The organism is Streptomyces sp. GbtcB7, from assembly GCF_019091445.1.
GTDB lineage: Bacteria > Actinomycetota > Actinomycetes > Streptomycetales > Streptomycetaceae > Streptomyces > Streptomyces mirabilis.
This window is the reverse complement of record NZ_JAGXJM010000014.1, coordinates 204,016-229,076: the sequence shown is the minus strand read 5'-3', so window position 1 is coordinate 229,076 and position 25,061 is coordinate 204,016. Positions and strand designations below refer to the sequence as shown.

Sequence of the window (25,061 nt, the reverse complement as noted above, 5' to 3'; positions counted from 1 at the left end):
GTTCTGATCTTCTGTTTAGAGCGCGTCCGGGCCGCGCTCGCCGGTCCGGACCCGGACGGCCGTCTCGACCGGGATGGACCACACCTTGCCGTCACCGATCTTGCCGGTGCGGGCCGCCTTCACGACGACATCGATCAGCTGTTCGGCGTCGTCGTCCTCGGCCAGCACCTCGATGCGGATCTTGGGGACCAGGTCGACGGTGTACTCGGCACCACGGTAGACCTCGGTGTGTCCCCGCTGCCGACCGTAGCCGCTGGCCTCCGTGACCGTGAGACCGTGCACCCCGAAGGCCTGCAGGGCCTCCTTGATCTCGTCGAGCCGGTGGGGCTTCACGACGGCGGTGATGAGCTTCATGCGTCCACCTTCTTGCTCTCCGTACCCGCGAGGGCGGAAACCGAGCCGCCGACGATGCCGCCGCCCGCTCCACTGAAGTCGTATGCGGTCTCGGCGTGCTCGGCCTGGTCGATGCCGGCGATCTCCTCGTCCTCGGTGACCCGCATGCCCATCGTCTTGTCGATGATGAAGGCGAGGATCGCGGAGACGACCAGGGAGTAGCCGAGGACGGCGAAGACACCGGCGCACTGCTTCCAGAACTGGGTGAGACCGCCGCCGTAGAAGAGGCCCTCGACGGTGGACTGGCCCTTGCCGCTGGCGAAGAAGCCGATCAGCAGGGAGCCGATGACACCGCCGACGAGGTGCACGCCGACCACGTCGAGGGAGTCGTCGTAGCCGAACTTGTACTTGAGGCCGACGGCCATGGCGCACACGACACCGGCGATGGCGCCGACGGCGATCGCGCCGAGCGGGGAGACCGCGCCACCGGACGGGGTGATGGCGACCAGACCGGCGACCGCGCCGGAGGCGGCGCCCAGCGTGGTGAACGCGCCGTGGCGGATCTTCTCGTAGATGAGCCAGGCCAGCATGGCGGCCGCGGTGGCGATCTGCGTGTTGACGAACATCAGCGCGCCGACGCCGTCGTCGTTGCCGAGCCACGAACCGGCGTTGAATCCGAACCAGCCGAACCACAGCAGACCGGAGCCGAGCATCACCAGCGGGAGGCTGTGCGGACGCATCGGGTCCTTCTTGAAGCCGACGCGCTTGCCGATGACCAGGATCACGCCGAGGGCCGCGGCACCCGCGTTGATGTGGACCGCCGTACCACCGGCGAAGTCGATCACGCCGAGGTCGAACGCCCAGCCGCCGGTGCCCCAGACCCAGTGCGCGACCGGGAAGTAGACGACCGTGGCCCACAGCGCGATGAACAGCGACCACGCCGTGAACTTCACCCGGTCCGCCAGCGCACCGCTTATCAGCGCGGGCGTGATGATGGCGAACATCAGCTGGAAGACCATGAAGACGAAGATCGGGATGGTGTAGCCCGGCCACAGCTCCGTCAGGCCGATGTTGCTGAGGCCGACCCAGTCCGAGGTCCAGCCGATGAACGAACCCTTGTCCGTGCCGAAGGCGAGCGAGAAGCCGTACAGCACCCACAGGATCGTGATGATCCCCATGCTGATGAAGCTCATCATCAGCATGTTCAGGGTGCTCTTGACACGGACCATGCCTCCGTAGAAGAAGGCGAGGCCGGGGGTCATGATCAGCACCAGGGCGGAAGCGATGAGCATGAACCCGGTGTTGGCGGCCGAGAGCTTGGGAGCTTCTGCGGCTAGCGTGATGGCTGGTGCCATCGGCGTCTCCTCGTCGTTGGTACGGCCCCGTGCGGGCGAAGCCTGAGCGGTCATGAGGGGTGGGCCGGTTATGCGCCATGAGATTGACGCAGCGCGGTTTCCGTCGACGCCCCTCGATGTTTCGCCGCCGTGACGAAGGCACCTCGTGTGTTACGCCTCCATGAACTGGCTGATACCGGGCGGAGCGATCGTTATCGTGGCGCAACCTTCCCAGAAGGCAAACGAACCGGCCACGGCTGGTCGTCCGATGACCTGGCATGGGGGAGCCGAGTCGGGCGGTTCGGGACGACCGGCCGTGGCCGGGGTACTGGGATCGGACCGCTTCCGCGGCCTGGGCTCAGACCGCTTCCGCGGTCTCGGGAAGGTCGACGGCGAGCTGCTCGGTGAGGTCCACGACCTCGGCGAGATCACCGAAGTCGCGGACGGCCGTGTCGACTGTCTTTCGGATACGAGTGTTGACGCGCTCGGAGCGCACCTTCTTGGCGATCGCCATCGCGTCCTTGGCCAATACCGCACTCTGCTCGGGCTCACGCCGCAGCAGGTGCACGGTGGCCATGCCGATGAGATTGAGTGCGTACGAACGCTGGTGCTCGCCGTCCTTGGCGAAGAGGTCGACGGCCTGCTGCATCAGGGGCTCGGCGAGCGAGGCGTACGTGGGGCTGCGGCCCGCGACGTAGGCCAGGTCGCGGTAGGAGTGCGAGTTCTCGCCGTGCAGCTCGGCCAGCGAGAAGAAGCGGATCCAGTCGGGGTCCGGGTCGTCCCACTCGTGAACGTCCTCGAAGCTGTCCTCGGCCATCCGGACGGCCCGCTTGCACTTTCCGGGCTGGCCCATGTTCGCGTAGGCGCGGGCCTCCATCGCATACAGCATGGCCTGGGTGCGCGGGCTCGCGCAGTCACGGCTTCCGTACTGCGCGAGATGGATGAGTTCGAGCGCGTCGTCGGGCCGGCCGAGGTGGATCATCTGGCGGCTCATGCTGGAGAGGATGTACGAGCCCAGCGGCTTGTCGCCCGCCTCCTTGGCGGCGTGCAGGGCGAGCACGAAGTACTTCTGCGCGGTGGGCTGCAGCCCCACGTCGTAGCTCATCCAGCCCGCCAGCTCGGCCAGCTCGGCGGCGACCTTGAACAGGCGTTTGCTGGTCGCCCCGGGCTGCGGCTCCTGGAGCAGGTCGGTCACCTCGTGCAGCTGGCCGACGACCGCCTTGCGGCGCAGACCGCCGCCGCACTGGGCGTCCCACTGGCGGAACATCACCGTGGTGGACTCCAGGAGGTCCAGCTCGGGCTGGGAGAGCCGGCCGGGGCGGCGCGCGGCGGCCGGGGACTCGGGCTCCTCCTGGGGCGCGGCGGGCGAGGGCACCAGCCAGCGCTGCATGGGCTCGATGAGGGCGGGGCCCGCGGCGAGAGCCAGCGAGCTGCCGAGGAAGCCACGCCGCGCCAGCATCAGGTCACTGCGCGAGTACTCGCTGATCAGCGCCACGGTCTGCGGGCCGGTCCAGGGCAGGTCGACACCCGACACGGACGGTGACTGGTGGGCGGCGCGCAGACCGAGGTCCTCGACGGCGACCACACAGCCGAACCGCTCGGAGAACAGCTCGGACAGGATCCGGGGAATCGGCTCGCGCGGATTCTCGCCGTCCAGCCAGCGGCGCACCCGTGAGGTGTCCGTGGAGATGTGGTTGGCCCCCAACTGGCGGGCCCTTCGGTTCACTTGCCGCGCCAGCTCGCCCTTCGACCAGCCACTGCGCACGAACCACGAGCCCAACAGCTCATTCGGGCGCTTGTCAGCGTTCGTACCGCTTCCGCCGTTGCCGCCCACTGGAACGCCCCCATCCCTGAGACCACTTGTACGCTGCGTGCGCCAAGCCCTATCAGAATGCCGGTAAATACGGCCGCACGTCCGGCAGTTCTCACCCTTCGAACGGGAAGCCGACTTGCCTCCGGCATACCCACGAGTGCATACGTCCCCAGGACCCGTGCACTCAAAGTAATCCTACGATCACGCGTCCAGCCATGGCGATCCCGGAAACGCCACCATTCGCCACCCCTTCGAATGAACTCCTGATCGCCTGTACGCGATTCACTTGACATAGGACAGCCAGAAGTGGCGTAACGATGCATTCGGGGGCGCACGCCGCCGGGGTGCACCACCCGGGACGCTTCCGGGCGCCGCCGGGATCGCGTCGCCAGCCACGTGACATCCGGGGACGGGAACACACTGAGTGACGTTCCACGTTCATGGCGTAACCGTCGACGCGTTGGACCCGTTGGAGGGGGCATGGGCTTCACGATCGGCAGCAGTCGGGGAATGCGCGAAAGCCGGCCCGGCACCCGTCGCCGCGGCCGCTCGTCGGAGTGCACCGCGGTGGCCGAGTTCACCGGACTGTGGGACTGGGACGTGATCCCCGGCGCCCGGGCCGCCGCGGGCGCGTGCTCCTGCGGCAAGGCCGGCTGCCCCGCGCCGGGGGCGCATCCGCTGGACTTCGCGCCGGTGCTCGAAGCGGGCGCCACGCTCGACGAGGTCTCCGAGACCTGGGGCGAGTTCCCGGGGGCCGCGGTGATGCTGCCGGTCGGCCGCGCGTTCGACGTCATCGAGGTCGCCGAGGCCGCCGGGCGCCGCGCGCTCGTCCGCCTGGAGCGGATGGGACTGCCCACCGGGCCGGTCACCGCGACCCCGGACGGCCGCGCCCACTTCCTCGTCGCCCCCGGCGCCGCGGCCGAGCTCCCCGAGCTGCTCTACCGGATGGGCTGGGACGACGCCTCCCTCGACCTGCACGGCCTCGGCCCCGGTACGTACGTCACCGCCCCGCCCTCCGACCGCGCCGGCCTCGGTCCCGTCCGCTGGCTGCGCTCCCCCGCCCTGGACTCGGCGACGAAGCCGCCACAGGCACGGTTGCTGCTGGGGACCCTGGCATACGTGGCACACCGGTCGCGCGCGTAACCACACCGACACCGACACCGACGTACACAGCGAAGCGTCCGCCCCCGAACTGCACCTCGGGGGCGGACGCTTCCAGAACCACCTACCAACTTCGTGAGGTGGGGGTCACTCTCCGATAAGGGCGTCAACGAACGCCTCCGGCTCGAACGGCGCCAGATCGTCCGCGCCCTCGCCCAGACCCACCAGTTTGACCGGCACACCCAGCTCGCGCTGGACCGCGATCACGATGCCACCCTTCGCGGTGCCGTCCAGCTTGGTCAGCACGATGCCGGTGACGTCGACGACCTCGGCGAAGACACGGGCCTGCACCAGGCCGTTCTGGCCGGTCGTGGCGTCGAGGACCAGCAGCACCTCGTCGAGCGGGGCGTGCTTCTCGACGACACGCTTGACCTTGCCGAGCTCGTCCATGAGCCCTGTCTTGGTGTGAAGCCGTCCGGCCGTGTCGATGAGGACGGCATCGGCACCCTCCTCGATGCCCTCCTTGACCGCGTCGAAGGCGATCGAGGCGGGGTCGCCACCCTCGGGGCCCCGCACGGTACGGGCACCCACGCGCTCGCCCCAGGTCTGCAGCTGGTCGGCGGCAGCGGCACGGAAGGTGTCGGCGGCGCCGAGCACCACGTGCTTGCCGTCGGCGACGAGGACGCGGGCGAGCTTGCCGGTGGTGGTGGTCTTCCCGGTGCCGTTGACACCGACGACCATCACGATGCCCGGGGTGTCGAGGTTCGAGTCGGTCTTGACCGTACGGTCGAACTCGGGGACGAGAAGCTGCAGCAGCTCCTCGCGCAGCAGGGTGCGCAGCTCGTCGGGCGTCCGCGTACCGAGCACCTTCACGCGCTCGCGCAGCCGCTCGACCAGCTCCTGGGTGGGCTGCACGCCGACGTCGGCGGTCAGCAGCGTGTCCTCGATCTCCTCCCAGGTGTCCTCGTCGAGGTGCTCGCGCGAGAGGAGCGTGAGCAGCCCCTTGCCGAGCGCGTTCTGCGAGCGCGAGAGGCGGGCGCGCAGCCGCACCAGGCGCCCCGCGGTCGGCTCCGGGATCTCGATCGCGGGAGCTTCGACAACGGGTTCGGGTTCCTCGACGAGGACCGGCGCGGCCGAGCCGTCCGGGAGATCCACCTCCTCTATCGTCCGGCGCTCTTCGTCGTGCGGGATCTCGGCCTCGTCGCCGATGTGCGGCTCGGCCGGAGGGGCGGTGATGTCGGGCGTGGTGGGGGGCGCCGGGGGCAGCGGCTTCTTGCGGCGACTGCCGATGACGAGCCCGCCGAGTGCGCCGATCACGACCAAGGCGATGACTACAGCAAGGATGACGGTTTCCATAACAAGCCCAGTATGGCGTGCGTGACCACCCGCTCGACCGTTCGTTGTCCGCGCAGGGCTGCATGTCCCACGGGTCGGGCCGGCCCGCCACCCGACCTCGCGTCGGCCGGGAAGCCCCTCAGGGGTGGAGTCACAACACGTCCGGTATGCGAAAGGACGCGTCGGGTGCGCGCAGCGCGGCAAGCGGGGCGGCGCTCCCGGCATGACCCTGTCCCGCGCGGTCTTCGGCAGGCGCGGAAACCTCCTGCCGGGTTCGCTGATCTGGATCGCCCGCTGGGGCTGGGAGACGATCAACGCGGTGACGGGCTCCTACGCCCTGCTGACCGTCCTGAACGTGCTCTTCGGCATCAGGAGCAACACGTTCCTGATCGTCGCGACGCTGCCGGCCTTCGTGGTCGCGACGTTCTCGATCTCGGGCCTCGGCATCAGCGCCGTCCGGACGTGCAGCACATGGGCGACGTGGCTCTTCGGCGGCTTCTCCGTGCTCGTCCTCGGGCACCTGGTCGCGGACACGGGCTGGGGCAGGGTCTTCGGACAGCCCGCCGGCCCGACACCCCTGATGATCACGGGGGTCGGACTGATCGCGGCGGGCGGCATCAGCTGGGCGCCGTCGGCGCCGGACCTCACGCGCTATCTGCCGCGTGGCCTCGTCGGCGGCGATCGTGCGCAATTCGGTGGCCGGCGCCGGCATCGTCGTACTCCCCCTGATCCTGATGGGCGCGGTATTGGCGGTCTCGACGCCGGACCTGGCCTCGGCCGCCGCGACCCGGTCTCCTTCGTCGGCACGATCCTGCCGCTGTGGATCGCGGTGCGCTACCTGCTCATCGCTCTGGTCGGCATGCCGCTGATCAACGCGATGTCGATGTACTCGGCGGGCTTCACCGCGCAGACCCTCGGCATCACGGTGTCGCGGCACCGGGCGGTCGCGGTCAACGCCGTGATCTCACTGGTCCTCGGCGGCGTCCTGATGCTGGTGGCGACCTCCTTCATGGGCTCGTTCATCGCGTTCCTCTCGCTGCTCGCGGTCGCGTTCTCGGCCCGGGTCGGCGTCTTCGGCGCGGACATGCTGCGCCGCGAGGCGTACGACGCCGAGGCCCTGCTCGACACCACGCGCACCAGCGCCCACTGGTACCGGGGCGGCTTCAGCCCGGCCGCGGTCGCCGCGTGGGCGCTCGGGCTCGGCTCGGGCCTGCTGTTCAGCACGTCCGACTGGTTCACGGGTCCGCTGGCGTCGAACAACCCCGTCCGCGAGTACGGCCTCGGCCGGGTGGCGACCGTCGCGGTCTCCTTCCTGCCGTACGCGGTCCTGCCCAAGCCCGCGGTGGCGCCTGTGGCGCAGCCCGCGAAAGGGTCCGCGACTATGGCTGTCTGACGCACCGTCAGCTACCGTCCCCCTCCACACCGAAGGGGGGCTTCCATGCCCGTAACCGTCGTGCGCTTCAACCTCGTCGACCCCGCCGCCACCCCCGCGTCGCTGAGCGCCCGCTACAAGGCGGCCATCGAGATGGCCGCCTACGCCGACGACCGCGGCATCACCACCGTGCAGACCGAGGAACACCACGGAGTCGCCAACAACTGGCTGCCCTCGCCGTTCGCCTTCGCGGGCGCGGTCTTCGGAGCGACCCGGCACCTCGCGGTCACCGTCTCCGCGGTCATCGGCCCGCTGCACGATCCACTGCGTCTCGCCGAGGACATCGCCGTACTCGACCTGCTCAGCGGTGGCCGCCTCGTCACCGTCGCGGGCATCGGCTACCGGCCCGAGGAGTACGCCCTCTTCGACGTCGACTGGAAGCGGCGCGGGGCACTCCAGGACGAGCTCCTGGAGACGGTGCTGAAGGCGTGGACCGGCGAGGAGTTCACCTACCGGGACCGTACGGTACGGGTCACACCGCGCCCGTTCTCCGACCCGCACCCGCTGCTGCTGGTCGGCGGCTCGTCCAGGGCCGCGGCCCGGCGCGCCGCCCGGCTCGGGCTCCCCTTCTTCCCCAGCGCGCACCTCCCCGAGCTGGAGGCGTACTACAAGGAGCGGCTCGTCGAGTACGGCACCGAGGGCTGGACCATGATGCCCGCCGCCGAGACCCCGCTGCTGCACATCGCCGAGGACCCGGACCGGGCGTGGGCCGAGTACGGAGGGCACTTCCTGCACGAGGCACGGACGTACGCCTCCTGGCAGTCCGGTGACATCCGCTCGGCGGTGAAGTCGGCTGCCACGACGGTCGAGGAACTGCGCGCGGAGGGCGTGTACCGGATCCTGACCCCCGACCAGTGCGTGGCGCAGGGTCTCGACAACCACGTGCTGCACCCGCTGTCCGGCGGGATGCCGATCGACGAGGGCTGGCGCAGCCTGCACCTGTTCTGCGAAGACGTACTGCCCCGGCTCGGGGATTGAGCCGGGGCAGTACGTCTTACGGGTACGAGGAGAGGGGCAGCGGGGACTTGGCCCTTCTCCTCGAGTCTCGGGGCCTCTTCAGGAGGCTCAGCCCATTTCCTCCAGCGTCTTGCCCTTGGTCTCCTTGACGTACTTGAGCACGAAGGGGATGGAGAGCGCGGCGAAGATCGTGTAGATCACGTAGGTCGCGGAGAGGTTCCAGTCGGCCAGCGACGGGAAGCTCGCCGTGATGGCCCAGTTGGCGATCCACTGCGCGGAGGCGGCGACGCCGAGGGCGGCGGCGCGGATCCGGTTCGGGAACATCTCGCCGAGGAAGACCCAGACCACGACACCCCAGGACAGGGCGAAGAAGAGGACGAAGACATGCGCGGCGATGAGGGCGACCCAGCCCTGCGTCGCCGGCAGCTTGCCGTCGACGAGGTTGTACGAGAAGGCCCAGGCCTCGAGTCCGAGACCGATGACCATACCGACGGAACCGATGAGGGCCAGCGGCTTGCGGCCGATCCGGTCCACGAAGATCATCGCGATCACGGTGCCGATGATGTTGATGATCGACGTCGTGAACGAGTAGAAGAACGACTCCGAGGGGTCGACGCCGACCGACTGCCACAGCGTCGAGGAGTAGTAGAACGCGACGTTGATGCCGACGAACTGCTGGAAGACCGAGAGGCCGATGCCGACCCAGACGATCGGCTTGAAGAAGAAGCTGCCGCCGAGCAGGTCCTTGAAGGTCGACTTGTGCTCGCTCTTCATGGCGTGCTCGATCTCGGCGACGCGGGCCGTCAGATCGATCTTGTCGCCCTCGACCTCCTTGAGCACCTCACGGGCGCGGTCTTCCTTGCCCACGGAGATCAGGAAGCGCGGCGACTCGGGGATCGCGAAGGAGAGCAGACCGTAGAGGGCGGCCGGGATGACCATGACACCGAGCATGACCTGCCAGGCCTCGAGGCCCATCAGCTTGCCGCGCTGGTCGCCGCCGGCGGCGTTCAGGATGCCCCAGTTCACCAGCTGCGAGATGGCGATGCCGATGACGATCGCGGCCTGCTGGAAGGAGCCAAGGCGTCCGCGGTACGCGGCCGGGGAGACCTCGGCGATGTAGGCGGGGCCGATGACGGAGGCCATACCGATGGCGAATCCGCCGATGATGCGCCAGAAGGCGAGGTCCCACAGCGCGAACGGCAGCGCGGAACCGACGGCGCTGACCGTGAAGAGGACGGCGGAGATCTGCATGCACCGGATGCGGCCGATGCGGTCGGCTATGCGGCCCGCGGTCGCCGCGCCGATGGCGCAGCCGATCAGCGCGATGGCGATGACCTGGGCCAGGGTCGCGGAGCCGATGTCGTAACGGCTTCGGATGGCCTCGACGGCACCGTTGATCACGGCGCTGTCGTAACCGAAGAGGAAGCCGCCCATCGCGGCCGCCGCAGCGATGAAGATGACATGCCCGAGATGTTCGGGGTGAGCCGTCCTGGCTCCTGGTTTTGGTGCCTGCGCGGTGCTGGTCACGTGTAACTCCTCGGGCCACCCGGCCTCGCTGCCGGGGGTGTGGGGGCAAGCCCTTCGGTGGTGGTACCAGTGGCGCACAACTTCGCAGCCCCCACCACCTGAAGGTAAAAGCAACGTTGCAGAGACTATGCCTTCAAGTTTCGAAGTCAACAGTTCCGCTGCTGTGAATTTTTCGCACCCAAGCGGTCATCACGTGTTCACTACTTGAACCCAACTAGAAGCCCAGGTCACGACCGGTGTGCACTACACGCATCTAGCGCAGCCGCTGACTGATGACCTTCGACACACCGTCGCCCTGCATGGAGACGCCGTACAGCGCGTCGGCGACCTCCATCGTCCGCTTCTGGTGCGTGATCACGATCAGCTGCGACGCCTCCTGCAGCTCCTGCATGATCCGGATCAGCCGCTGCAGGTTGGTGTCGTCGAGCGCCGCCTCCACCTCGTCCATCACATAGAACGGACTGGGCCGCGCCTTGAAGATCGACACAAGGAGCGCGACGGCGGTGAGAGACCTCTCCCCACCGGACAGCAGGGACAGCCGCTTCACCTTCTTGCCGGGGGGCCGTGCCTCGACGTCCACACCCGTGGTGAGCATGTTGTCGGGGTCGGTCAGGATCAGTCGCCCGTCCCCTCCCGGGAACAGCCTGCTGAAGACACCCTCGAACTCACGTGCCGTGTCCCGGTACGCCTCGGTGAAGACCTGTTCGACGCGCTCGTCGACCTCCTTCACCACCTGCAGCAGATCGGCCCGCGTCTTCTTGAGGTCCTCCAGCTGCTCGCTGAGGAACTTGTGACGCTCCTCCAACGCGGCGAACTCCTCCAACGCCAGCGGATTGACCTTCCCCAGCTGCGCGTAGGCCCGCTCGGCCGACTTGAGCCGTCGCTCCTGCTCGGCACGGTGGAAGGGCCGGGGCTGGTTGCGCGGGTGCTCCGGGTCCTCGGGCAGTTCCTCGCCCTCGGCGGGGAGCGAGGACGGCACGAGCTGGCCCGGACCGTAGTCCGCGACAAGCCCCGCCGGTTCGACACCGAGCTCCTCCAGCGCCTTCGTCTCCAGCTGCTCTATCCGCAGCCGCTTCTCGGCACCGAGTACCTCGCCGCGGTGAACCGAATCCGTGAGTTTGTCGAGCTCCGCCTTGAGATCGCGGCCTTCGTTGCGCGCGGCGACAAGATCCTGCTCACGACGGGCCTTGGCCGTGTCGGCGGCGGTGCGTTCCTCCTCGGCCCGGCGCAGTGACACCTCGACGTGCGCCAGGAGTTGCCGCGCTCCGGAGGCGACGGCCTCGGCGACCGCCGCCTCGTGCCGCAGCCGGGCCCGCCGCTGCTCCGCACGCGCGCGTGCCTCACGTTCCGCGCGCGCGGCCCGGTCGAGCCCGTCGGCCCGTCCCGCGAGCCCCTTCACCCGCTCCTCGTGCGTGCGCACCTGGAGCCGGGCCTCCATCTCGGTCTGCCGCGCGTTGGCGCCGTCCGCGGCGAGCCGATCCCGTACAGCCGTGTCGGGCTCCTCCTCGACAGGCATCTCCTCGGCCACGGCGAGCCGCTCCGCCAGCTCCTCGGCCTCTTCCACGGCCCGGTCGAGCGCCTCCTGCGCCCGCGCCGCGGCGGCGGTACTCCGCTCGGCCTCCCCGGCCGCGCCGCGCGCCTGCCCGGCCAGCCGCCCCAACTGCTGCGCCACGGACGACTTCTCGCGCTCGGCGGCCCGCCGCCGCTCCCCCAGCTCCTCGACGAGCGCGGCCCGCTCCCCCCGCTCCTCGGCGGCCCGGTGCTGCGCCGCGCCGAGTTCCTCGCACCGCACGGCGAGCTCCTCGAGCTCGGCAGCCGCCTCGTCGACGGACGCCTGCACTTCGAGGAGGCTGGGCGCCCCGGCGGACCCACCGTGCGCGAAGTGCGCTCCGAGCAGGTCACCCTCCGCGGTGACCGCGGTCAACTCCGGCCGCGCGTAGACCAGATCCTCGGCGTCCTCGAGGGTGCCGACCACGACGATCCCGCGCAGCAGCCGTCGTACGGCGGGCATGAGCTCGGCGGGACCACGGACGAGGTCGGCGGCGTACGGCGGCCCGGTGAGGGCCGTCCGCGGCGCTGCGTCACCGGAGGCGGCGTTCGGAGGCAGAGCCCCGGAGGCGGCCCTTGGGGTTACGTCGTCCGGAGAGGCCGCGGAGGGGCTGGCGCCCCCGGATGTGTCACGCCCGTCGGGGTGACCGCCGATGGGCACCGCACCGGAAGCGATGTCACCCGCCGCCCGGTGCTGCCCGGTGCCGTCGATGCCCTTGGCCTCGCGTGCCCCCGCGTCCTCCGGAGCCCCGGCCAGCAGCAGAGCCGCGCGGCCGGCGTCCTGCTTGCGCAGCAGGCGGATGGCTTCGGCGGCCGAGGCGGGGGTGGTGACCGCGATGGCGTCCGCCGCGGCGCCGAAGGCGGCGGCGAGCGCGACCTCGTGGCCGGGGGTGACGGACAGCAGCTCGGCCGCGGGGCCGAGGAGCCCCGTGAGGCGGTCCCTGGCCCCCAGGAGCGCCCCCGTGCCGTCCTTGCGGCGCAGACCGAGGGCGAGGGCCTCGTGGCGGGCCTGGGTGGCGGCGCGCCTGCGTTCGGCCGCCGTGGCCGCCTCGCGGGCGGCGCTCAGCGCGGCCTCCGCCTCGGACAGCGCCCGCTTGGCCGCCTCGTGCCGCTCCGTCAGTTCCGCGTCGCCCGCGTCCAGGCCGTCGACCTCGGCCTTCAGCTGCTCGTACTCCTCCTGCGCGGCGAACGCCCGCTCCTGGGCCTCGTCCCGGGCGACGGCGAGCCGGTCGATCTCGGCCTGGGCGGAGGCGGCCCGCGAACGGGCGGCGTTGACCTGGCCGTTGAGGCGGGCCAGGCCCTCACGGCGGTCGGCGATGGCGCGGGCCACGTCCTTGAGGCGGCGCTCCTCGACGGCGAGCTCGCGCTCCAGTTCGGCCCGGTGCGCGACCGTGTCCTCCAAGGCGTGCTCGGCCGCCTCCAGGGCCGCTTCGAGCTCGGCCTCCTGTTCACGGATCCGCGCCGCCTCGCGCTCCATGTCCTCGGGGTCACGCCCGCGCCGCTCCTCGGCGGGCGCCGAAGTGGCGCTCTTCACCCGCGCGTCGGCCAGCGAGATCGTGCCGCGCACCCGCTCGGCGAGCTGCGAGAGCTCGTACCAGGTCTGTTGGGCGCGCTGGAGCCGGGGCGTGAGTTGCCGGACCTCGTCCTCCAGGAGCGCCTCCCGCTGGAGCGCCTTCTTCAGTTCGGCCTCGGCGGTTTCCTTGCGTTGCTTGAGCGCGGCCTCGTCGGCGATCTCGGACTGGAGCGCCTGCCGCAGTCGTACGAGATCGTCGGCGAGGAGGCGCAGGCGGGCGTCGCGCAGGTCGGCCTGGATGACGGCGGCGCGACGGGCGACGGCGGCCTGCCGGCCCAGCGGCTTGAGCTGGCGGCGCAGTTCGTCGGTGAGGTCCTGGACGCGGGCCAGGTTCGCCTGCATCGCGTCCAGTTTCCGCAGCGCCTTCTCCTTGCGCTTGCGGTGCTTGAGGACGCCCGCCGCCTCCTCGATGAACGCGCGGCGGCCCATCGGGTCGGCGTGCAGGACGGAGTCGAGCTGGCCCTGCCCGACGATGACGTGCATCTCGCGGCCGATGCCGGAGTCGGACAGCAGTTCCTGGATGTCGAGGAGACGGCAGGTGTCACCGTTGATCTGGTACTCGCTGCCGCCGTTGCGGAACATGATCCGCGTGATGGTGACCTCGGCGTACTCGATGGGCAGCGCCCCGTCGGAGTTGTCGATGGTCAGGGACACCTCGGCCCGGCCGAGCGGCGGCCGCCCGGTGGTGCCGGCGAAGATGACGTCCTCCATCTTGCCGCCGCGCAGCGACTTGGCCCCCTGCTCACCCATGACCCAGCTCAGGGCGTCCACGACATTGGACTTGCCCGAACCATTGGGGCCCACGACACAGGTGATGCCCGGCTCGAACCGCAGCGTGGTCGCCGAGGCGAACGACTTGAACCCGCGCAGGGTCAGGGCCTTGAGGTGCACGCCGCCGGACTCTACCTTTCGGGCCGGTCTCACTCCATGAACCCGCGGTTTCACCCATGAACGTGCAGGGCACACCAGACGTTAAAGAGAGCGGGAGGGCACGCGGGGGAAAGAAGAAGGGACGCCGAAGAGGCGTCCCTTGCAATTCTGACAGCTGACAACTTAGCGGTTGACACGGGCAGCCCAACCACTGCTGTCGTAGTGCGGTGCAGTGATCAGGTGAGCGCAGGCTCCGCCTGGGGTACGTCGATGCTCTCGAGAAGCGAGTCGTGAGAAGCGGCAGCCGCGAGCGCGTCGTTCTCGGCCTGAATCCGTACGAGCTCGGATTCGAGGTCCTGTACACGCTGCTGGAGCCGTCGCATCTCGGCGATGAGTCGCGGGTCGGAACCGCCGACGTAACCGAGAAGCGCCTTTGCCATGATGGATGGTCCTCCACACTGAGTGACCGACCGAAGCGGTGTGGGTCGTGAGGGAATCGCACCCGCGATGCTTGACACTTACTAAATTTTTGCTGCGGTTCCACATGCCAAACAGCTAAGGTGCGCGGGGCTTTCAGCGTCTCACCAAAAAGTTTGACGGTCAACACGATCACGCCCCGTATTGGCGGGCAACCCGCTGTCGCGCGGCCCTTCGGACGGCTGCGCTGCGACTCCTGCGAGACCCGGGGGGCGTGGAGATCATCCTTCTCTGCGGAGCCTGCCACGCCGAGCCGTTCTTGGCAACCACCAGGTCATTTCTGCTTCTGGCAGGTGCCGGTGGCATGCCATACCGCTTCCGCCAGGGCCGTTGCACACGTCGCCGTCACCGGATCGCGAAGTCGTCGTAGATCCCCCGGGGCGTGTCCCAGATCTCAGTGACTCCGTCCACACGCCCGGGTGTGTCGTCCCCCTGGAGCCAGTCGAGCAGGCCCTGGCATCCGGCCCGGGTTCCTTCCGCGACCACCTGGACCCGTCCGTCGTCCAAATTGAGAGCAAAGCCACTCAGGCCGCCGATCTCCAGCGCCTTGGCCCGCGTGAACCAGCGGAAACCCACACCTTGGACACGTCCGCGTACCCAAACGACCAGCCGCACAACCTCGTTCATGGGTGCACGCTAACCGGACAAAGTCTCTCGCAGCACTTCCTCCCCTCCCGCCATGCGGTACCGTCCCGACCCAATGAGTCTCATATGAAACTCACTCTTTTGAGTGAGGGACGCTGACCAGGAACGAGGAAGGCCAGGAGATGGGACGCCACGGACGCTCCGCCGTCGGCCGCGCCGCCACGGGCCGCGCCACGGGGGTTACGGAGAATCACGGACCCGTTACGGAAAGTTACGGTCCGGAGAACCTGTACGGCTACGCCGCCGTCGCCGACCTCCCGCCGACCGCCGCTGCCCGCTCGCACCGCAAGCGGAAGACCGCGACGCCGGTACGCACGGGTCTGCTCGGCGTCTCCGCAGCCGTGGCACTGGGCACCGTGGCCGTCGCTTCCGGCGTGCTGCCCGGCACCGAGAACTATTCGCTCGGTGGTGGCAGCAACAACTCCGACAGCGTGCAGGCCGTGGGGTCCCCGTCCAGCCAGGAGACCCAGCAGGGCGGTACGTCGGGCAGCGCGAGCGCGGACGGCCGCGAGGGCACCTCGACGAGCCGTGACGCCGACCGCTCCGCGTCGCCCTCGGCTTCGGCACCGGCGTCGACCGCTCCCGTGACCTCGCCGGCCGCGCCGACGACGGCGCCCTCCCAGGAGCCCACCACCAAGCCGGGCAAGTCCGCCAACGCGAACAAGCCCGCGACTCCGCCCGGTCAGGCCTCGAAGACCAAGGCGCCCAAGACCACCGCCCCGGTCGACGTCTCCGCCGAAACGGCGGCCGAGACCGAGGTGCTCAAGCTGGTCAACGACGAGCGGGCCAAGGTCGGCTGCAGTCCGGTGGCGGCGAACAGCGCCCTGTCCGACCTCGCCCAGGCCTTCAGCGAGGACATGGCCGCGCGCGACTTCTTCGACCACACCGACCCGAGCGGGCTCAGCCCCTGGGACCGGGCGGCCAAGGCCGGGATAACCAGCCTCGGCGGCGAGAACATAGCGCGCGGACAGGCCGACGCCGCCGCCGTCATGGAGGCCTGGATGAACAGCCCCGGCCACCGCGCCAACATTCTCAACTGCGACTTCAAGACCCTGGGCGTGGGTGTGCACCTCGGCACCGGCGGCCCCTGGTGGACGCAGGACTTCGGCTACTAGCCGACGGCCCGCCTCTCACGACACGACGAAGCCGCGCCCCCTCGCTGAACGAGGGGGCGCGGCTTTGTCGTGCGGGCGTTGGGGGCGTGCGGGCGTGTGGGCGTACTGGCGGCTTCCTCGTGTGTGCGCAGGAACGTGGTGCGGGCGCGTAAAGACTTGCGTAAACGCTTACGCAAGCCTTTACGCGAACGTAGACGCGGGTTCACGCAAGCCCGTGCGCGACCGTTTGCACAGCCCCGCGCAAGCGTTTACGCGAGCGTTTGCGTAAACGATTGCGCAAGCGTTTACGCCGCCGCCCCGGCCACCGCCGCGCGTCCCAGCGCGACCACCCGCGCCGCCTCGGCGACCCGGCGACCGAGGTGCTCCGCCGTGGCGATGTCGGCCTTGTGAACCGTCTCCGGACCCTCGTCGACATTGGTCTGGGCGGCGGCGCCGGCGAAGACGCCGAGGCGGTTGAGGTCGTGCTCGGAGGCCGAGGAGCTGTTCCAGCCCGGGTGCAGACCGAGGTTGACCCAGTTCATGCCGTGCTGGGCGGCCAGGATCTGGAAGAACTGCAGGGTGTGCAGCTTGTCGCCGCTCTTGGAGCCGGAGTTGGTGAATCCGGCGGCGAGCTTGTCGCGCCAGTCCTGTCCGAACCAGCGCTTCGAGGACGCCTCGGCGAAGACGTGGAAGGCGCCGGAAGCGGTGCCCATGTAGGTGGGCGAGCCGAACACGATCGCGTCCGAGGCGTCGAGCAGTTCCCACTGAGCGTCGGTGATCTCGTCGACGTTGATCAGGTGCGCCTGGGCACCGGCCTCGACGGCACCGGAGCGAACGGCCTCGGCGAGGACGGCGGTGTGGCCGTAGCCGGAGTGGTAGGCGATGGAAACGACAGGGGTACTCGGGGTGCTCACGATGGGACTCCTCCAGGTGGTGACAACGAACCAAAGGAAAGCACTAACTTCTAGTTAGTGCAACCCTCTGGTTAGCGCTGCGTCGGAGTATGGTGAGCCCATGGAACCCAGCGTGCAGACCGCCGAGCGCGGTGAGTGTCAGGACCTGCCGTACAACGTGTTCGCACGCAGCTGCCCGTCCCGGGGCACGCTGGAGCACGTCACCGGACGCTGGGGATCGCTCACGCTCGGAGCGCTGCACGAGGGCACGTTCCGCTTCAACGAGCTGCGGCGCAGGGTCGACGGCGTCAGCGAGAAGATGCTCTCCCAGACACTGCACGCGCTGGAGCGCGACGGCCTGGTGCACCGCGAGGCACAGCCCACGAACCCCCCGCGCGTCGACTACACCCTCACCCCGCTCGGTCGCGAGGTCTCCACGCGCCTGCTGAGCCTCATCCACTTCGTCGAGGGCCGCATGGACGATGTCCTGGAGGCCCGCGAGCGCTACGACGAGACCCGCGCCGCTACGGAGTGACGCGCGGCGGGCGCTGGCAGCGCGGGCAGAAGTAGCTGGACCGGTTCATCCAGGCACGCCGTCGCATCGGCGTCCCGCACCGGCGGCAGGGCTCGCCCTCGCGGCCGTACGCGTCGAGCGAGCGGTCGAAGTAGCCGGACTCGCCGTTGACGTTGACATACAGGCTGTCGAAGCTGGTGCCGCCGACGGCGAGGGCTTCGTTCATGACGTCGCGGATGTGTCCGAGAAGTTCGGCGGTGCGCGGCCGGGTGAAGCCGGCCACGGGGCGTTCGTAGTGCAGTTTGGCGCGCCAGAGCGCCTCGTCCGCGTAGATGTTGCCGACCCCGCTGATCAGCGACTGGTCGAGCAGGGCGCGCTTGATCGTCGTACGCCGGGCGCGCAGGGCCATGTGGAAGGCCGCGTCGTCGAAGAGGGGGTCCAGCGGGTCGCGGGCGATGTGCGCGATGACGTCCGGCAGACCGTCCGGGGTGTTCTCGTGGAGGGAGAGCCCGCCGAAGGTGCGCTGGTCGACGAAGCGCAGCTCGGTGCCCTCCGCCCCGGCGGGGGCGGGCGTGCGGGTGTCGTCGAAGCGGATGCGGATGCGCAGGTGCTTCTCGTCCGGGGCGTCCTGCGGCTGCACCAGGAGCTGGCCGCTCATGCCGAGGTGCGCGAGGACGGAGAACGGGGAGTCGTCGAGGGGCAGCCAGAGGTACTTGCCGCGGCGCATGGCCGGTCCTACGCGGTGGCCCGCGAGCGTTTTCGCGAACCCCTCGGGTCCTGCGAGGTGCCGCCGTACGGCACGCGGGTGGCGTACCTCGACCGAGGTCACGGTCCGCCCGCTGACCCACCGCGCCAGGCCGCGCCGCACGACTTCGACCTCGGGCAACTCGGGCACGGGACTCCTCCGGAGGGGCGGGCACGGGAACGACGCCCGAAGATTACCTCGCGCTCACGTCACCCGGACGGGGGCCCAGGACGCACGGGCACAACACACATCAGGCCTCTGTCGCGGCGCGGACGCTGCGACAGAGGCCTGATGCTTACGAAGGTGCTGTCGAAGGTGCTACGAAGGAATCAGGCCGTGGCCGAGTCGCTCGTCGGAGCCGAGGGGGCTTCGGTGGTCCCCTCGGCGGCCTGGGCAGCCTGCTCGGCGGCCTGAGCCGCTTCCTCGGCGGCCTGGGCCGACTTCGCGCGTTCGTCCGCGGCGGCGCGGATGGCACGCCACGCGGACTCCGCGGCCTGTTGCTCCGCTTCCTTCTTGCTGCGGCCGGTGCCGGTGCCGTACGAGACGCCTCCGACGCGGGCGGCAGCAGTAAAGGTCTTCTCGTGGTCCGGGCCGGTCTCCGAGACCAGGTACTCGGGAACGCCGAGCCCCTCGGTCGCGGTGAGTTCCTGGAGACTGGTCTTCCAGTCCAGGCCCGCTCCCAGATTCGAGGACTTCTCGATCAGTGGGTCGAAGAGCCGGTGGACGAGCTCGCCCGCCGCGTCCAGACCCTGGTCGAGATAGACCGCGCCGATCACCGCTTCAAGGGTGTCGGCGAGGATGGATGCCTTGTCCCGGCCTCCCGTGCCTTCTTCGCCCCGGCCGAGCCGGATGAAGAGGCCGAGTTCGAGGCCGCGGCCCACTTCCGCCAGCGCACGCGAGTTGACCACCGCGGCCCGCAACTTGGCCAGCTGGCCTTCGGGCAGGTCGGGGTGGGTGCGGTACAGCGTGTCCGTGACCACGAGGCCGAGCACGGAGTCCCCGAGGAACTCCAGGCGCTCGTTGGTCGGCAGACCGCCGTTCTCGTACGCGTAGGAACGGTGGGTCAGCGCACGCACCAGAAGGGCGGACTCGAGCTTGTACCCGAGCCGCCCTTCCAGAAGCGTGTGGGACGAGGCTGTGTTGTCCGCCTTTTTCTTGGCGTTTGGGTCCGCCTTGGCGTCAGACATCAGACCTCTCACCAGCCGCTCAGACCTCGAGGACCTGGCGCTTGTTGTAGGTGCCACAAGCAGGGCACGCGATGTGCTGCAGCTTGGGCTCGTGGCAGCGCTCGCACGCAACCAGGGTGGGGACCGCAGCCTTCCACTGCGACCGGCGGTGGCGCGTGTTGCTGCGCGACATCTTCCGCTTCGGAACAGCCACGGCTACTTCTCCTGCTTCTCGTCGGCGTGCGCTGAAGGAAGCGCGCCGCCGCTCATCTCGTCCTTCTCGCCATCTTCGAGTGAACCGGCGAGTCCCTGCAGTGCCGCCCAACGGATGTCGACGGCGTCGTGGTGGTGGTCCGGGTCGTCCGCGAGCCGGGCTCCGCATTCGGAGCACAGGCCGGGGCAGTCGTCCTGGCACACCGGCTGCATCGGCAGTGCGAGCACCACCGCATCACGCAGCACGGGTTCGAGGTCGAACAGGCCGTCCTCGATGAAGAGCCTGTCCTCGTCTTCCTCGGCGTCGTCGGCCGGCTCCGCTTTCACACGGCCCCGGTCGTCGGCGTCAGGGTACGAGAACATCTCCTGGAATTCCGCTTCGAGCTGCTGCTCGAGCGGCTCCAGACACCTTACGCACTCCCCCTTGGCCCGTGCACGGACGGTGCCTGTGACAAGCACCCCTTCCATGACCGACTCAAGGCGGAGTTCGAGCTCCACCGGGGCGCCTTCCGGCACTCCGATGACTCCTTGGATCCCGAGATCCTTGGGGGCGTCGATCGTGCGGGTCAAGCGCTGCAGAGCACCAGGACGCCGCCCCAGCTCGTGTGTGTCGAACACAAGAGGGTTGCGGTGGTCGAGGTGGGTGTTCAGAGCCATTCCTGCTTTCGATCTTCGAAGCTCAAGGGGGTGCCACCCCTGGAGTTCCGTGGGCAGCGTTGACCGCGGACGTACACGCGACCGAAGAGCCAGGATACTGGACCTTTCGCTCTCGGCCCAATCCGGTGCCCAGCCGGTGCCCGAACAGTGTCCGTCCGGCGTTCGTACGGGGTCAGCGACCCTGTTCGTACGCCCGCAGCTGCTCGGCGCTGATCATGGTGGTGTCGAAGAGGCTGGTCTCGTCCAGGGCGTTCGCCATCGGGTCCAGGGCCCCCGGCTGCTGCTGCGGATAGGCCTGCTGCCCGCTCTGATCGTACGCCGTCTGCTGGTCGTAGCCCTGCTGCTGCGGGTAGGCGGCGTACGGGTCGGCCTGCTGGTAGCCGTACGCGTCCTGCTGGGCGTACTGCTGCTGATAGCCGTAGGGGTCGGGCTGCTGCTGGTACGCGTAGGCGTCCTGCTGCTGTCCGTAGTTCGGCTGGGCCGGCACCTCGGGGGTCTGCGCGGGCCGCTCGGGGGCCTCCGAGAGCTCGGCGAGGCCGGCCAGGTAGTCGGAGTCGCTGGTGTGGTGGCCAGGCGTCCCGTCCTCCGCGAAGGTGCCCAGCTCGCCCAGGTCGTCGCTGGCGATACGGCCGTGCAGCTTCTGGCGCCCCTTGCCCACGGCCTCCAGGGTCTTGGCGAGGACCGCCTCGAAGGCGCCGAGCTTGACGTCCACGTACGCGTCGGCGTCCCGGCGCAGGGTCTCCGGGTCGTGGCTGCGCTCGGGGGCGTCCTCGTCCTCGTAGCCCTGCTCGTCGGTGCCGGGGCCGGTGCCGAGGAGCTTCTCTCGGCCACGGCCGACGGAACCGAGGGTCTTGGTGAGGACGACCTCGAAGTTGGCGAGCTTGGAGTCGACGTAGTCGTCGGCCTCCGCGCGGATCTCCTCGGCCTCCTGGCGGGCCTCGGCGAGGATGCGGTCCGCCTCGTTCTGGGAGCGGCGGGCGACCTCGGTGTCGGAGATCAGGGAGCCGCGCTGAGCGTGCGCCGACTCGATGATCCGCTCGGCCTCCTGGCGGGCCTGCTCGACCATCTGCTCGCGGCCGCCGATCAGCTCCTCGGCCTGCGCGAGGGAGCCGGGCAGCGCCTGGCGCACCTCTTCGAGCATCGAGAGCAGCTCGGCGCGGTTGACCACGCACGAGGCCGACATGGGCATCGAACGGGCGCTGCCGACCGCCGCGACGATCTCATCGAGCTTCTTCTGCACGTCCACCGTGTGCTCGCCACTCTCTACAGCTGTGATGGAGACGGACGGGTCGACTGTACGACCACTCCCACCCCGCCCGACACCTGGTGACGCACTGTCAGGCACTCAGCTCTTTCCGAGCCGTCCCTTGAGTGCCTCCAGGACGACCTCCGGCACCAGGTGGGAGATGTCGCCGCCCCACTGGGCGACCTCCTTCACGAGCGAGGAGGACAGGAAGCTGTAGGTGGGGCTGGTCGGGATGAACAGCGTCTCGACGCCCGAGAGGCCGTTGTTCATCTGGGCCATCTGCAGTTCGTAGTCGAAGTCGCTGACCGCCCGCAGACCCTTCACGATGGCGGGGATGTCGCGCTGCTTGCAGAAGTCGACGAGGAGGCCGTGGTAGGCCTCGACCTGGATGTTGCCGTACTCGGCGGTGACCTCGCGGATCAGCTCGATCCGCTCGTCGACGGTGAACAGGCCCTGCTTCGACTGATTGATCATCACCACGACGTGCACGACGTCGTAGAGCCTGGAAGCGCGGGCGATGATGTCGAGGTGTCCATTGGTGATGGGGTCGAATGACCCCGGACAGACGGCGCGGCGCAACTGTGGTCCCTCGCTCTCCGGTCCGGTCATCGTGCGTCTTCGCACGTAGAGGCGGCGCGACCGTACCAAAACGTCCCCTCGCCGTAACGACGGGCCCGGATCGCGTCGAAACCGTCCGGCCAGCTGAATTCGCCGCCCCTGGTGCTGCGCTCCACGGTGACGAGCGCTTCGGCCGCGAGCCAGCCCTGCGTCCGGAGTGTGAGCAGAATCTCGCGAAGATCGTCGTCGGACACGGCGTACGGCGGGTCGAGGAAGACCAGGTCGTACGGATCCGTCGGCGCCGATCCCTGGACGATCTGCTCCGCTTTGCCCGATCTGACCTCGGCGCCGGGCAGGCCCAGCGTTTTCACGTTCTCGCGGATGATCCGGGCCGCGCGGGCGTCGGCCTCGACGAGGAGGGCGTGCCCGGCGCCGCGGCTGAGCGCCTCCAGGCCGACGGCGCCCGAGCCCGCGTACAGGTCGAGGACGCGCTCGCCCTCCAGCGGGCCGCCGAGCAGGGACTGCCAGGTGGAGAAGAGGCCCTCGCGCGCCCGGTCGGAGGTGGGGCGGGTGCCGGTGCCCGGCGGGACGGCCAGACGGCGTCCGCCGGCCCGGCCGGCGATCACGCGGGTCATGAGGGTCCTTTGCGCTGGAAGTGTGTCGGGGCCAGTCTCTCAGCCCTTGTCCAGGTACTGCTCGCGCTCCTCGTCGAGGAGGGCCTCCAGGGCCGTGCGCAGTCCGGGGAGGGCGGTGAGCTCGGGGTCGGCGGCGACGACCGCGGCGGCCTCCTCGCGGGCCTCGGCGATGATCTCCTCGTCCTCGATGACGGCGAGCATGCGCAGTGAGGAGCGGACGCCGGACTGGGCCTGGCCGAGCACGTCGCCCTCACGGCGCTGTTCGAGGTCGATGCGGGAGAGCTCGAAGCCGTCGAGCGTGGACGCCACCGCGGTCAGCCGCTGGCGGGCCGGGCTCGCCTCCGGCATCTCGCTGACCAGGAGGCAGAGTCCGGCGGCGGAACCACGACCGACGCGGCCGCGCAGCTGGTGGAGCTGAGACACGCCGAACCGGTCGGCATCCATGATCACCATGGCCGTGGCGTTCGGCACGTTCACCCCGACCTCGATCACCGTCGTGGCGACCAGGACGTCCGTCTCGCCCGCGGCGAAGCGGCGCATCACGGCGTCCTTGTCGTCGGGCTGCATACGGCCGTGCAGGACCTCGACCTTGAGTCCTTGGAGGGGCCCCCTGGCGAGCTGGTCGGCGATGTCGAGGACGGCGAGGGGCGGACGCTTCTCGGCCTCGTCCTCGGGGGACTTCTTCTTGGCCTTCTTCGGGTCGGCAGGCTCGTCGATGTCGTCGCCGATGCGCGGGCAGACCACGTACGCCTGATGGCCCTTCTCCACTTCTTCGCGCACGCGCTCCCACGCGCGCGTGAGGAAGTGCGGCTTGTCGGCGGCGGGGACGACATGGCTGGCGATCGGCGAACGCCCGGCGGGAAGCTGGTCGAGGACCGAGGTCTCCAGGTCGCCGAAGACGGTCATCGCGACCGTGCGCGGAATGGGCGTGGCGGTCATCACCAGGAGGTGCGGCGGCTGCTTGCCCTTGCCGCGCAGGGCGTCGCGCTGCTCGACGCCGAAGCGGTGCTGCTCGTCCACCACGACCAGGCCCAGGTCGTGGAACTGCACCTTGTCCTCGATCAGCGCGTGGGTGCCGATCACGATCCCGGCCTCACCGGTGACGAGGTCGAGCAGCGCCTGTCGCCGCCCCGCCGCCCCCATGGAACCGGTGAGCAGCACGACCTTGGTGGAGTGCTCGGACCCGCCGAGCATGCCGCCCTCGGCCAGCTCGCCCATCATCTCGGTGATCGACCGGTGGTGCTGCTGGGCGAGCACCTCGGTCGGCGCGAGCAGCGCGGCCTGCCCGCCCGCGTCGACGACGGCGAGCATGGCGCGCAGGGCGACCATCGTCTTCCCGGAACCGACCTCTCCCTGGAGCAGCCGGTGCATCGGGTGCTCGGTGGCGAGGTCGTCGAAGATCTCCTTGGAGACCTTCTGCTGGCCCTCGGTGAGGGTGAAGGGCAGCTTCGCGTCGAAGGAGGTCAGCAGGCCGTCCGGCTTGGGGAGACGGGCCACGGCGGGGAGTTGGGCGTCGGCGTGGCGGCGGCGGGCCAGGGCGACCTGGAGGACGAAGGCCTCGTCCCACTTGAGACGGGCGCGGGCGTCGTGGATGTCCGCCTTGGTGTGCGGGCGGTGGATCTTCAGAAGGGCCTCGGGGAGGGAGACCAGGCCGCGGCCGTCCCGGAGGGAGTCCGGCAGCGGGTCGACGGCCTCCTGGGCGCTGAGCAGCACCGTCTGCACCGACTTGGCGATCTTCCAGGACTCCAGCTTGGCGGTGGCCGGGTAGATCGGGATGAGCGCGCCCGCCCAGGAGTCGACGGTCTCGGCGGCGTCGTCGCTGTCGGCGCGCAGCGGCTCGTACGCCGGATGGGCCAGCTGGAGGCGGTGGTTGAAGACGGAGACCTTGCCCGAGAACATCGCGCGGGTGCCGGGCAGCAGGTCCTTGTGGGGTTTGTGCACCCCGTTGCCGAAGAAGACCAGCTGGAGGCGGCCGCTGCCGTCGGTGATGGTCACTTCGAGGCGCTGGCCCTTGCCGCGGGGCGCCTTGGCGGAGGCGAAGGTGAGCAGGCGCGCGTCGGCGACCTGGGCGACCACCGTGACGTGCTCGTCCATGGGCAGGTCGGCGAGGTGGGTGAGCTGCCCGCGCTCCTCGTATCTGCGCGGGTAGTGGTGCAGCAGGTCGCCGACGGTGTGCAGGCCGAGGTGCTCGGCCATCACCTTCGCGGTGGGGGGACCGAGCACCTTCTTCAGTGGTTCATCGAGCGCGGGCACGAGATCCATTGCACACCACACCACTGACATTGCCGTATACGTCCCGGAAATCCGCTGGTCAGACGGCTCGTTCCGGGCCTAGGATGACGCGCTCCGGCCCTCTTCGCGGTCACCGTCCCCCGGGACCGCCCGACCCCGCGCC

At 69.6% G+C, this 25,061-nt stretch carries 22 protein-coding genes; 5 read left to right on the top strand and 17 right to left on the bottom strand.

The genetic code is table 11. The features are described 5' to 3' along the window. Positions 1-15: 15 nt before the first annotated feature. The 3 genes from KVT44_RS24015 to KVT44_RS24005 form a co-directional block, all read right to left on the bottom strand. Complete coding sequence (locus KVT44_RS24015; protein ID WP_054235369.1) at positions 16-354, bottom strand: P-II family nitrogen regulator; 339 nt, start codon at positions 352-354, stop codon at positions 16-18. Beyond that, positions 351-1,688, bottom strand: a complete 1,338-nt coding sequence (locus KVT44_RS24010) for an ammonium transporter (RefSeq protein ID WP_067371081.1) — start codon at positions 1,686-1,688, stop codon at positions 351-353. Before KVT44_RS24010 ends, KVT44_RS24015 begins: the two co-directional genes overlap by 4 nt. 337 nt (positions 1,689-2,025) lie before the next feature. After that, a complete protein-coding gene (locus KVT44_RS24005) occupies positions 2,026-3,501 on the bottom strand; it encodes a hypothetical protein (protein ID WP_099920460.1) in 1,476 nt (491 codons plus the stop codon). Positions 3,502-3,960: 459 nt separating this feature from the next. Between KVT44_RS24005 and KVT44_RS24000 the strand changes: the two genes are divergently transcribed. Further along, the gene (locus KVT44_RS24000) at positions 3,961-4,623 is read left to right on the top strand and encodes a bifunctional DNA primase/polymerase (RefSeq protein ID WP_217568442.1); all 663 of its coding nucleotides are present in this window, start codon (positions 3,961-3,963) and stop codon (positions 4,621-4,623) included. A 105-nt stretch (positions 4,624-4,728) separates the two neighbouring features. On the opposite strand, the gene ftsY is transcribed toward KVT44_RS24000, so the two are convergent. Further along, positions 4,729-5,937, bottom strand: coding sequence for a signal recognition particle-docking protein FtsY (gene ftsY / locus KVT44_RS23995; protein WP_099920462.1), 1,209 nt, complete (start codon positions 5,935-5,937; stop codon positions 4,729-4,731). 124 nt (positions 5,938-6,061) lie between these two features. Here ftsY and KVT44_RS23990 point away from each other — a divergent pair, with 124 nt between their 5' ends. Beyond that, complete coding sequence (locus KVT44_RS23990) at positions 6,062-7,309, top strand: cytosine permease (RefSeq protein ID WP_308314080.1); 1,248 nt, start codon at positions 6,062-6,064, stop codon at positions 7,307-7,309. A 45-nt stretch (positions 7,310-7,354) separates the two neighbouring features. Beyond that, a complete protein-coding gene (locus KVT44_RS23985; RefSeq protein WP_075031213.1) occupies positions 7,355-8,326 on the top strand; it encodes an LLM class flavin-dependent oxidoreductase in 972 nt (323 codons plus the stop codon). An 87-nt stretch (positions 8,327-8,413) separates the two neighbouring features. Here the strand turns inward: KVT44_RS23985 and KVT44_RS23980 are convergent, their stop codons facing one another. The 4 genes from KVT44_RS23980 to KVT44_RS23965 form a co-directional block, all read right to left on the bottom strand. After that, complete coding sequence (locus KVT44_RS23980; RefSeq protein WP_217568440.1) at positions 8,414-9,832, bottom strand: sugar porter family MFS transporter; 1,419 nt, start codon at positions 9,830-9,832, stop codon at positions 8,414-8,416. A gap of 253 nt (positions 9,833-10,085) precedes the next feature. Then, positions 10,086-13,844, bottom strand: coding sequence for an AAA family ATPase (locus KVT44_RS23975; protein ID WP_217568438.1), 3,759 nt, complete (start codon positions 13,842-13,844; stop codon positions 10,086-10,088). 215 nt (positions 13,845-14,059) lie between these two features. Beyond that, positions 14,060-14,263: a hypothetical protein gene (locus KVT44_RS23970; protein ID WP_028802434.1), complete on the bottom strand. Its 204-nt coding sequence runs from the start codon at positions 14,261-14,263 to the stop codon at positions 14,060-14,062. A gap of 382 nt (positions 14,264-14,645) precedes the next feature. Next, the gene (locus KVT44_RS23965) at positions 14,646-14,927 is read right to left on the bottom strand and encodes an acylphosphatase (protein ID WP_099920465.1); all 282 of its coding nucleotides are present in this window, start codon (positions 14,925-14,927) and stop codon (positions 14,646-14,648) included. Between the two features lie 140 nt (positions 14,928-15,067). On the opposite strand from KVT44_RS23965, the gene KVT44_RS23960 reads away from it, so the two are divergent. Beyond that, the gene (locus KVT44_RS23960; RefSeq protein WP_217568436.1) at positions 15,068-16,060 is read left to right on the top strand and encodes a CAP domain-containing protein; all 993 of its coding nucleotides are present in this window, start codon (positions 15,068-15,070) and stop codon (positions 16,058-16,060) included. Positions 16,061-16,344: 284 nt separating this feature from the next. Here KVT44_RS23960 and KVT44_RS23955 read toward each other — a convergent pair whose 3' ends face one another. Next, a complete protein-coding gene (locus tag KVT44_RS23955) occupies positions 16,345-16,953 on the bottom strand; it encodes a flavodoxin family protein (RefSeq protein WP_099920467.1) in 609 nt (202 codons plus the stop codon). 100 nt (positions 16,954-17,053) lie between these two features. Between KVT44_RS23955 and KVT44_RS23950 the strand changes: the two genes are divergently transcribed. Next, positions 17,054-17,467 (top strand): helix-turn-helix domain-containing protein, encoded by a 414-nt coding sequence (locus tag KVT44_RS23950; RefSeq protein ID WP_190172472.1) that lies wholly within the window; start codon positions 17,054-17,056, stop codon positions 17,465-17,467. Here the strand turns inward: KVT44_RS23950 and mutM are convergent. The 8 genes from mutM to recG all read right to left on the bottom strand — a co-directional run bounded on the left by mutM (position 17,457) and on the right by recG (position 24,928). Further along, complete coding sequence (mutM, locus tag KVT44_RS23945; RefSeq protein WP_217568434.1) at positions 17,457-18,341, bottom strand: bifunctional DNA-formamidopyrimidine glycosylase/DNA-(apurinic or apyrimidinic site) lyase; 885 nt, start codon at positions 18,339-18,341, stop codon at positions 17,457-17,459. The genes KVT44_RS23950 and mutM overlap by 11 nt on opposite strands. Positions 18,342-18,520: 179 nt before the next feature. After that, the gene (rnc, locus tag KVT44_RS23940; RefSeq protein WP_099920470.1) at positions 18,521-19,378 is read right to left on the bottom strand and encodes a ribonuclease III; all 858 of its coding nucleotides are present in this window, start codon (positions 19,376-19,378) and stop codon (positions 18,521-18,523) included. A 19-nt stretch (positions 19,379-19,397) separates the two neighbouring features. Next, entirely contained in the window at positions 19,398-19,571 is a 174-nt protein-coding gene (gene rpmF, locus KVT44_RS23935) for a 50S ribosomal protein L32 (RefSeq protein ID WP_006139588.1), read from the bottom strand. A gap of 2 nt (positions 19,572-19,573) precedes the next feature. After that, positions 19,574-20,227 carry a DUF177 domain-containing protein gene (locus KVT44_RS23930; RefSeq protein WP_217568433.1) on the bottom strand — a complete coding sequence of 218 codons (654 nt, stop codon included), beginning with the start codon at positions 20,225-20,227 and terminating at the stop codon, positions 19,574-19,576. Positions 20,228-20,399: 172 nt separating this feature from the next. Then, the gene (locus KVT44_RS23925; RefSeq protein ID WP_217568431.1) at positions 20,400-21,473 is read right to left on the bottom strand and encodes an ATP synthase F0 subunit B; all 1,074 of its coding nucleotides are present in this window, start codon (positions 21,471-21,473) and stop codon (positions 20,400-20,402) included. A 99-nt stretch (positions 21,474-21,572) separates the two neighbouring features. Beyond that, complete coding sequence (gene coaD / locus KVT44_RS23920; RefSeq protein ID WP_054235386.1) at positions 21,573-22,082, bottom strand: pantetheine-phosphate adenylyltransferase; 510 nt, start codon at positions 22,080-22,082, stop codon at positions 21,573-21,575. Then, positions 22,079-22,666, bottom strand: coding sequence for a 16S rRNA (guanine(966)-N(2))-methyltransferase RsmD (gene rsmD, locus KVT44_RS23915; RefSeq protein ID WP_060895406.1), 588 nt, complete (start codon positions 22,664-22,666; stop codon positions 22,079-22,081). Before rsmD ends, coaD begins: the two co-directional genes overlap by 4 nt. 39 nt (positions 22,667-22,705) lie before the next feature. Continuing rightward, the gene (gene recG / locus KVT44_RS23910) at positions 22,706-24,928 is read right to left on the bottom strand and encodes an ATP-dependent DNA helicase RecG (protein WP_217568429.1); all 2,223 of its coding nucleotides are present in this window, start codon (positions 24,926-24,928) and stop codon (positions 22,706-22,708) included. Between the last annotated feature and the right edge of the window lie 133 nt (positions 24,929-25,061).

Excerpts from the sequence above, each read along its gene's own strand:
- KVT44_RS24015 (WP_054235369.1), bottom strand. The coding sequence starts at position 354 with ATGAAGCTCATCACCGCCGTCGTGAAGCCCCACCGGCTCGACGAGATC.
- KVT44_RS24010 (WP_067371081.1), bottom strand. The coding sequence starts at position 1,688 with ATGGCACCAGCCATCACGCTAGCCGCAGAAGCTCCCAAGCTCTCGGCC.
- KVT44_RS24000 (WP_217568442.1), top strand. The coding sequence starts at position 3,961 with ATGGGCTTCACGATCGGCAGCAGTCGGGGAATGCGCGAAAGCCGGCCC.
- ftsY (WP_099920462.1), bottom strand. The coding sequence starts at position 5,937 with ATGGAAACCGTCATCCTTGCTGTAGTCATCGCCTTGGTCGTGATCGGC.
- KVT44_RS23985 (WP_075031213.1), top strand. The coding sequence starts at position 7,355 with ATGCCCGTAACCGTCGTGCGCTTCAACCTCGTCGACCCCGCCGCCACC.
- KVT44_RS23970 (WP_028802434.1), bottom strand. The coding sequence starts at position 14,263 with ATGGCAAAGGCGCTTCTCGGTTACGTCGGCGGTTCCGACCCGCGACTC.
- KVT44_RS23965 (WP_099920465.1), bottom strand. The coding sequence starts at position 14,927 with ATGAACGAGGTTGTGCGGCTGGTCGTTTGGGTACGCGGACGTGTCCAA.
- KVT44_RS23960 (WP_217568436.1), top strand. The coding sequence starts at position 15,068 with ATGGGACGCCACGGACGCTCCGCCGTCGGCCGCGCCGCCACGGGCCGC.
- KVT44_RS23950 (WP_190172472.1), top strand. The coding sequence starts at position 17,054 with ATGGAACCCAGCGTGCAGACCGCCGAGCGCGGTGAGTGTCAGGACCTG.
- rnc (WP_099920470.1), bottom strand. The coding sequence starts at position 19,378 with ATGTCTGACGCCAAGGCGGACCCAAACGCCAAGAAAAAGGCGGACAAC.
- KVT44_RS23930 (WP_217568433.1), bottom strand. The coding sequence starts at position 20,227 with ATGGCTCTGAACACCCACCTCGACCACCGCAACCCTCTTGTGTTCGAC.
- coaD (WP_054235386.1), bottom strand. The coding sequence starts at position 22,082 with ATGACCGGACCGGAGAGCGAGGGACCACAGTTGCGCCGCGCCGTCTGT.
- rsmD (WP_060895406.1), bottom strand. The coding sequence starts at position 22,666 with ATGACCCGCGTGATCGCCGGCCGGGCCGGCGGACGCCGTCTGGCCGTC.
- recG (WP_217568429.1), bottom strand. The coding sequence starts at position 24,928 with ATGGATCTCGTGCCCGCGCTCGATGAACCACTGAAGAAGGTGCTCGGT.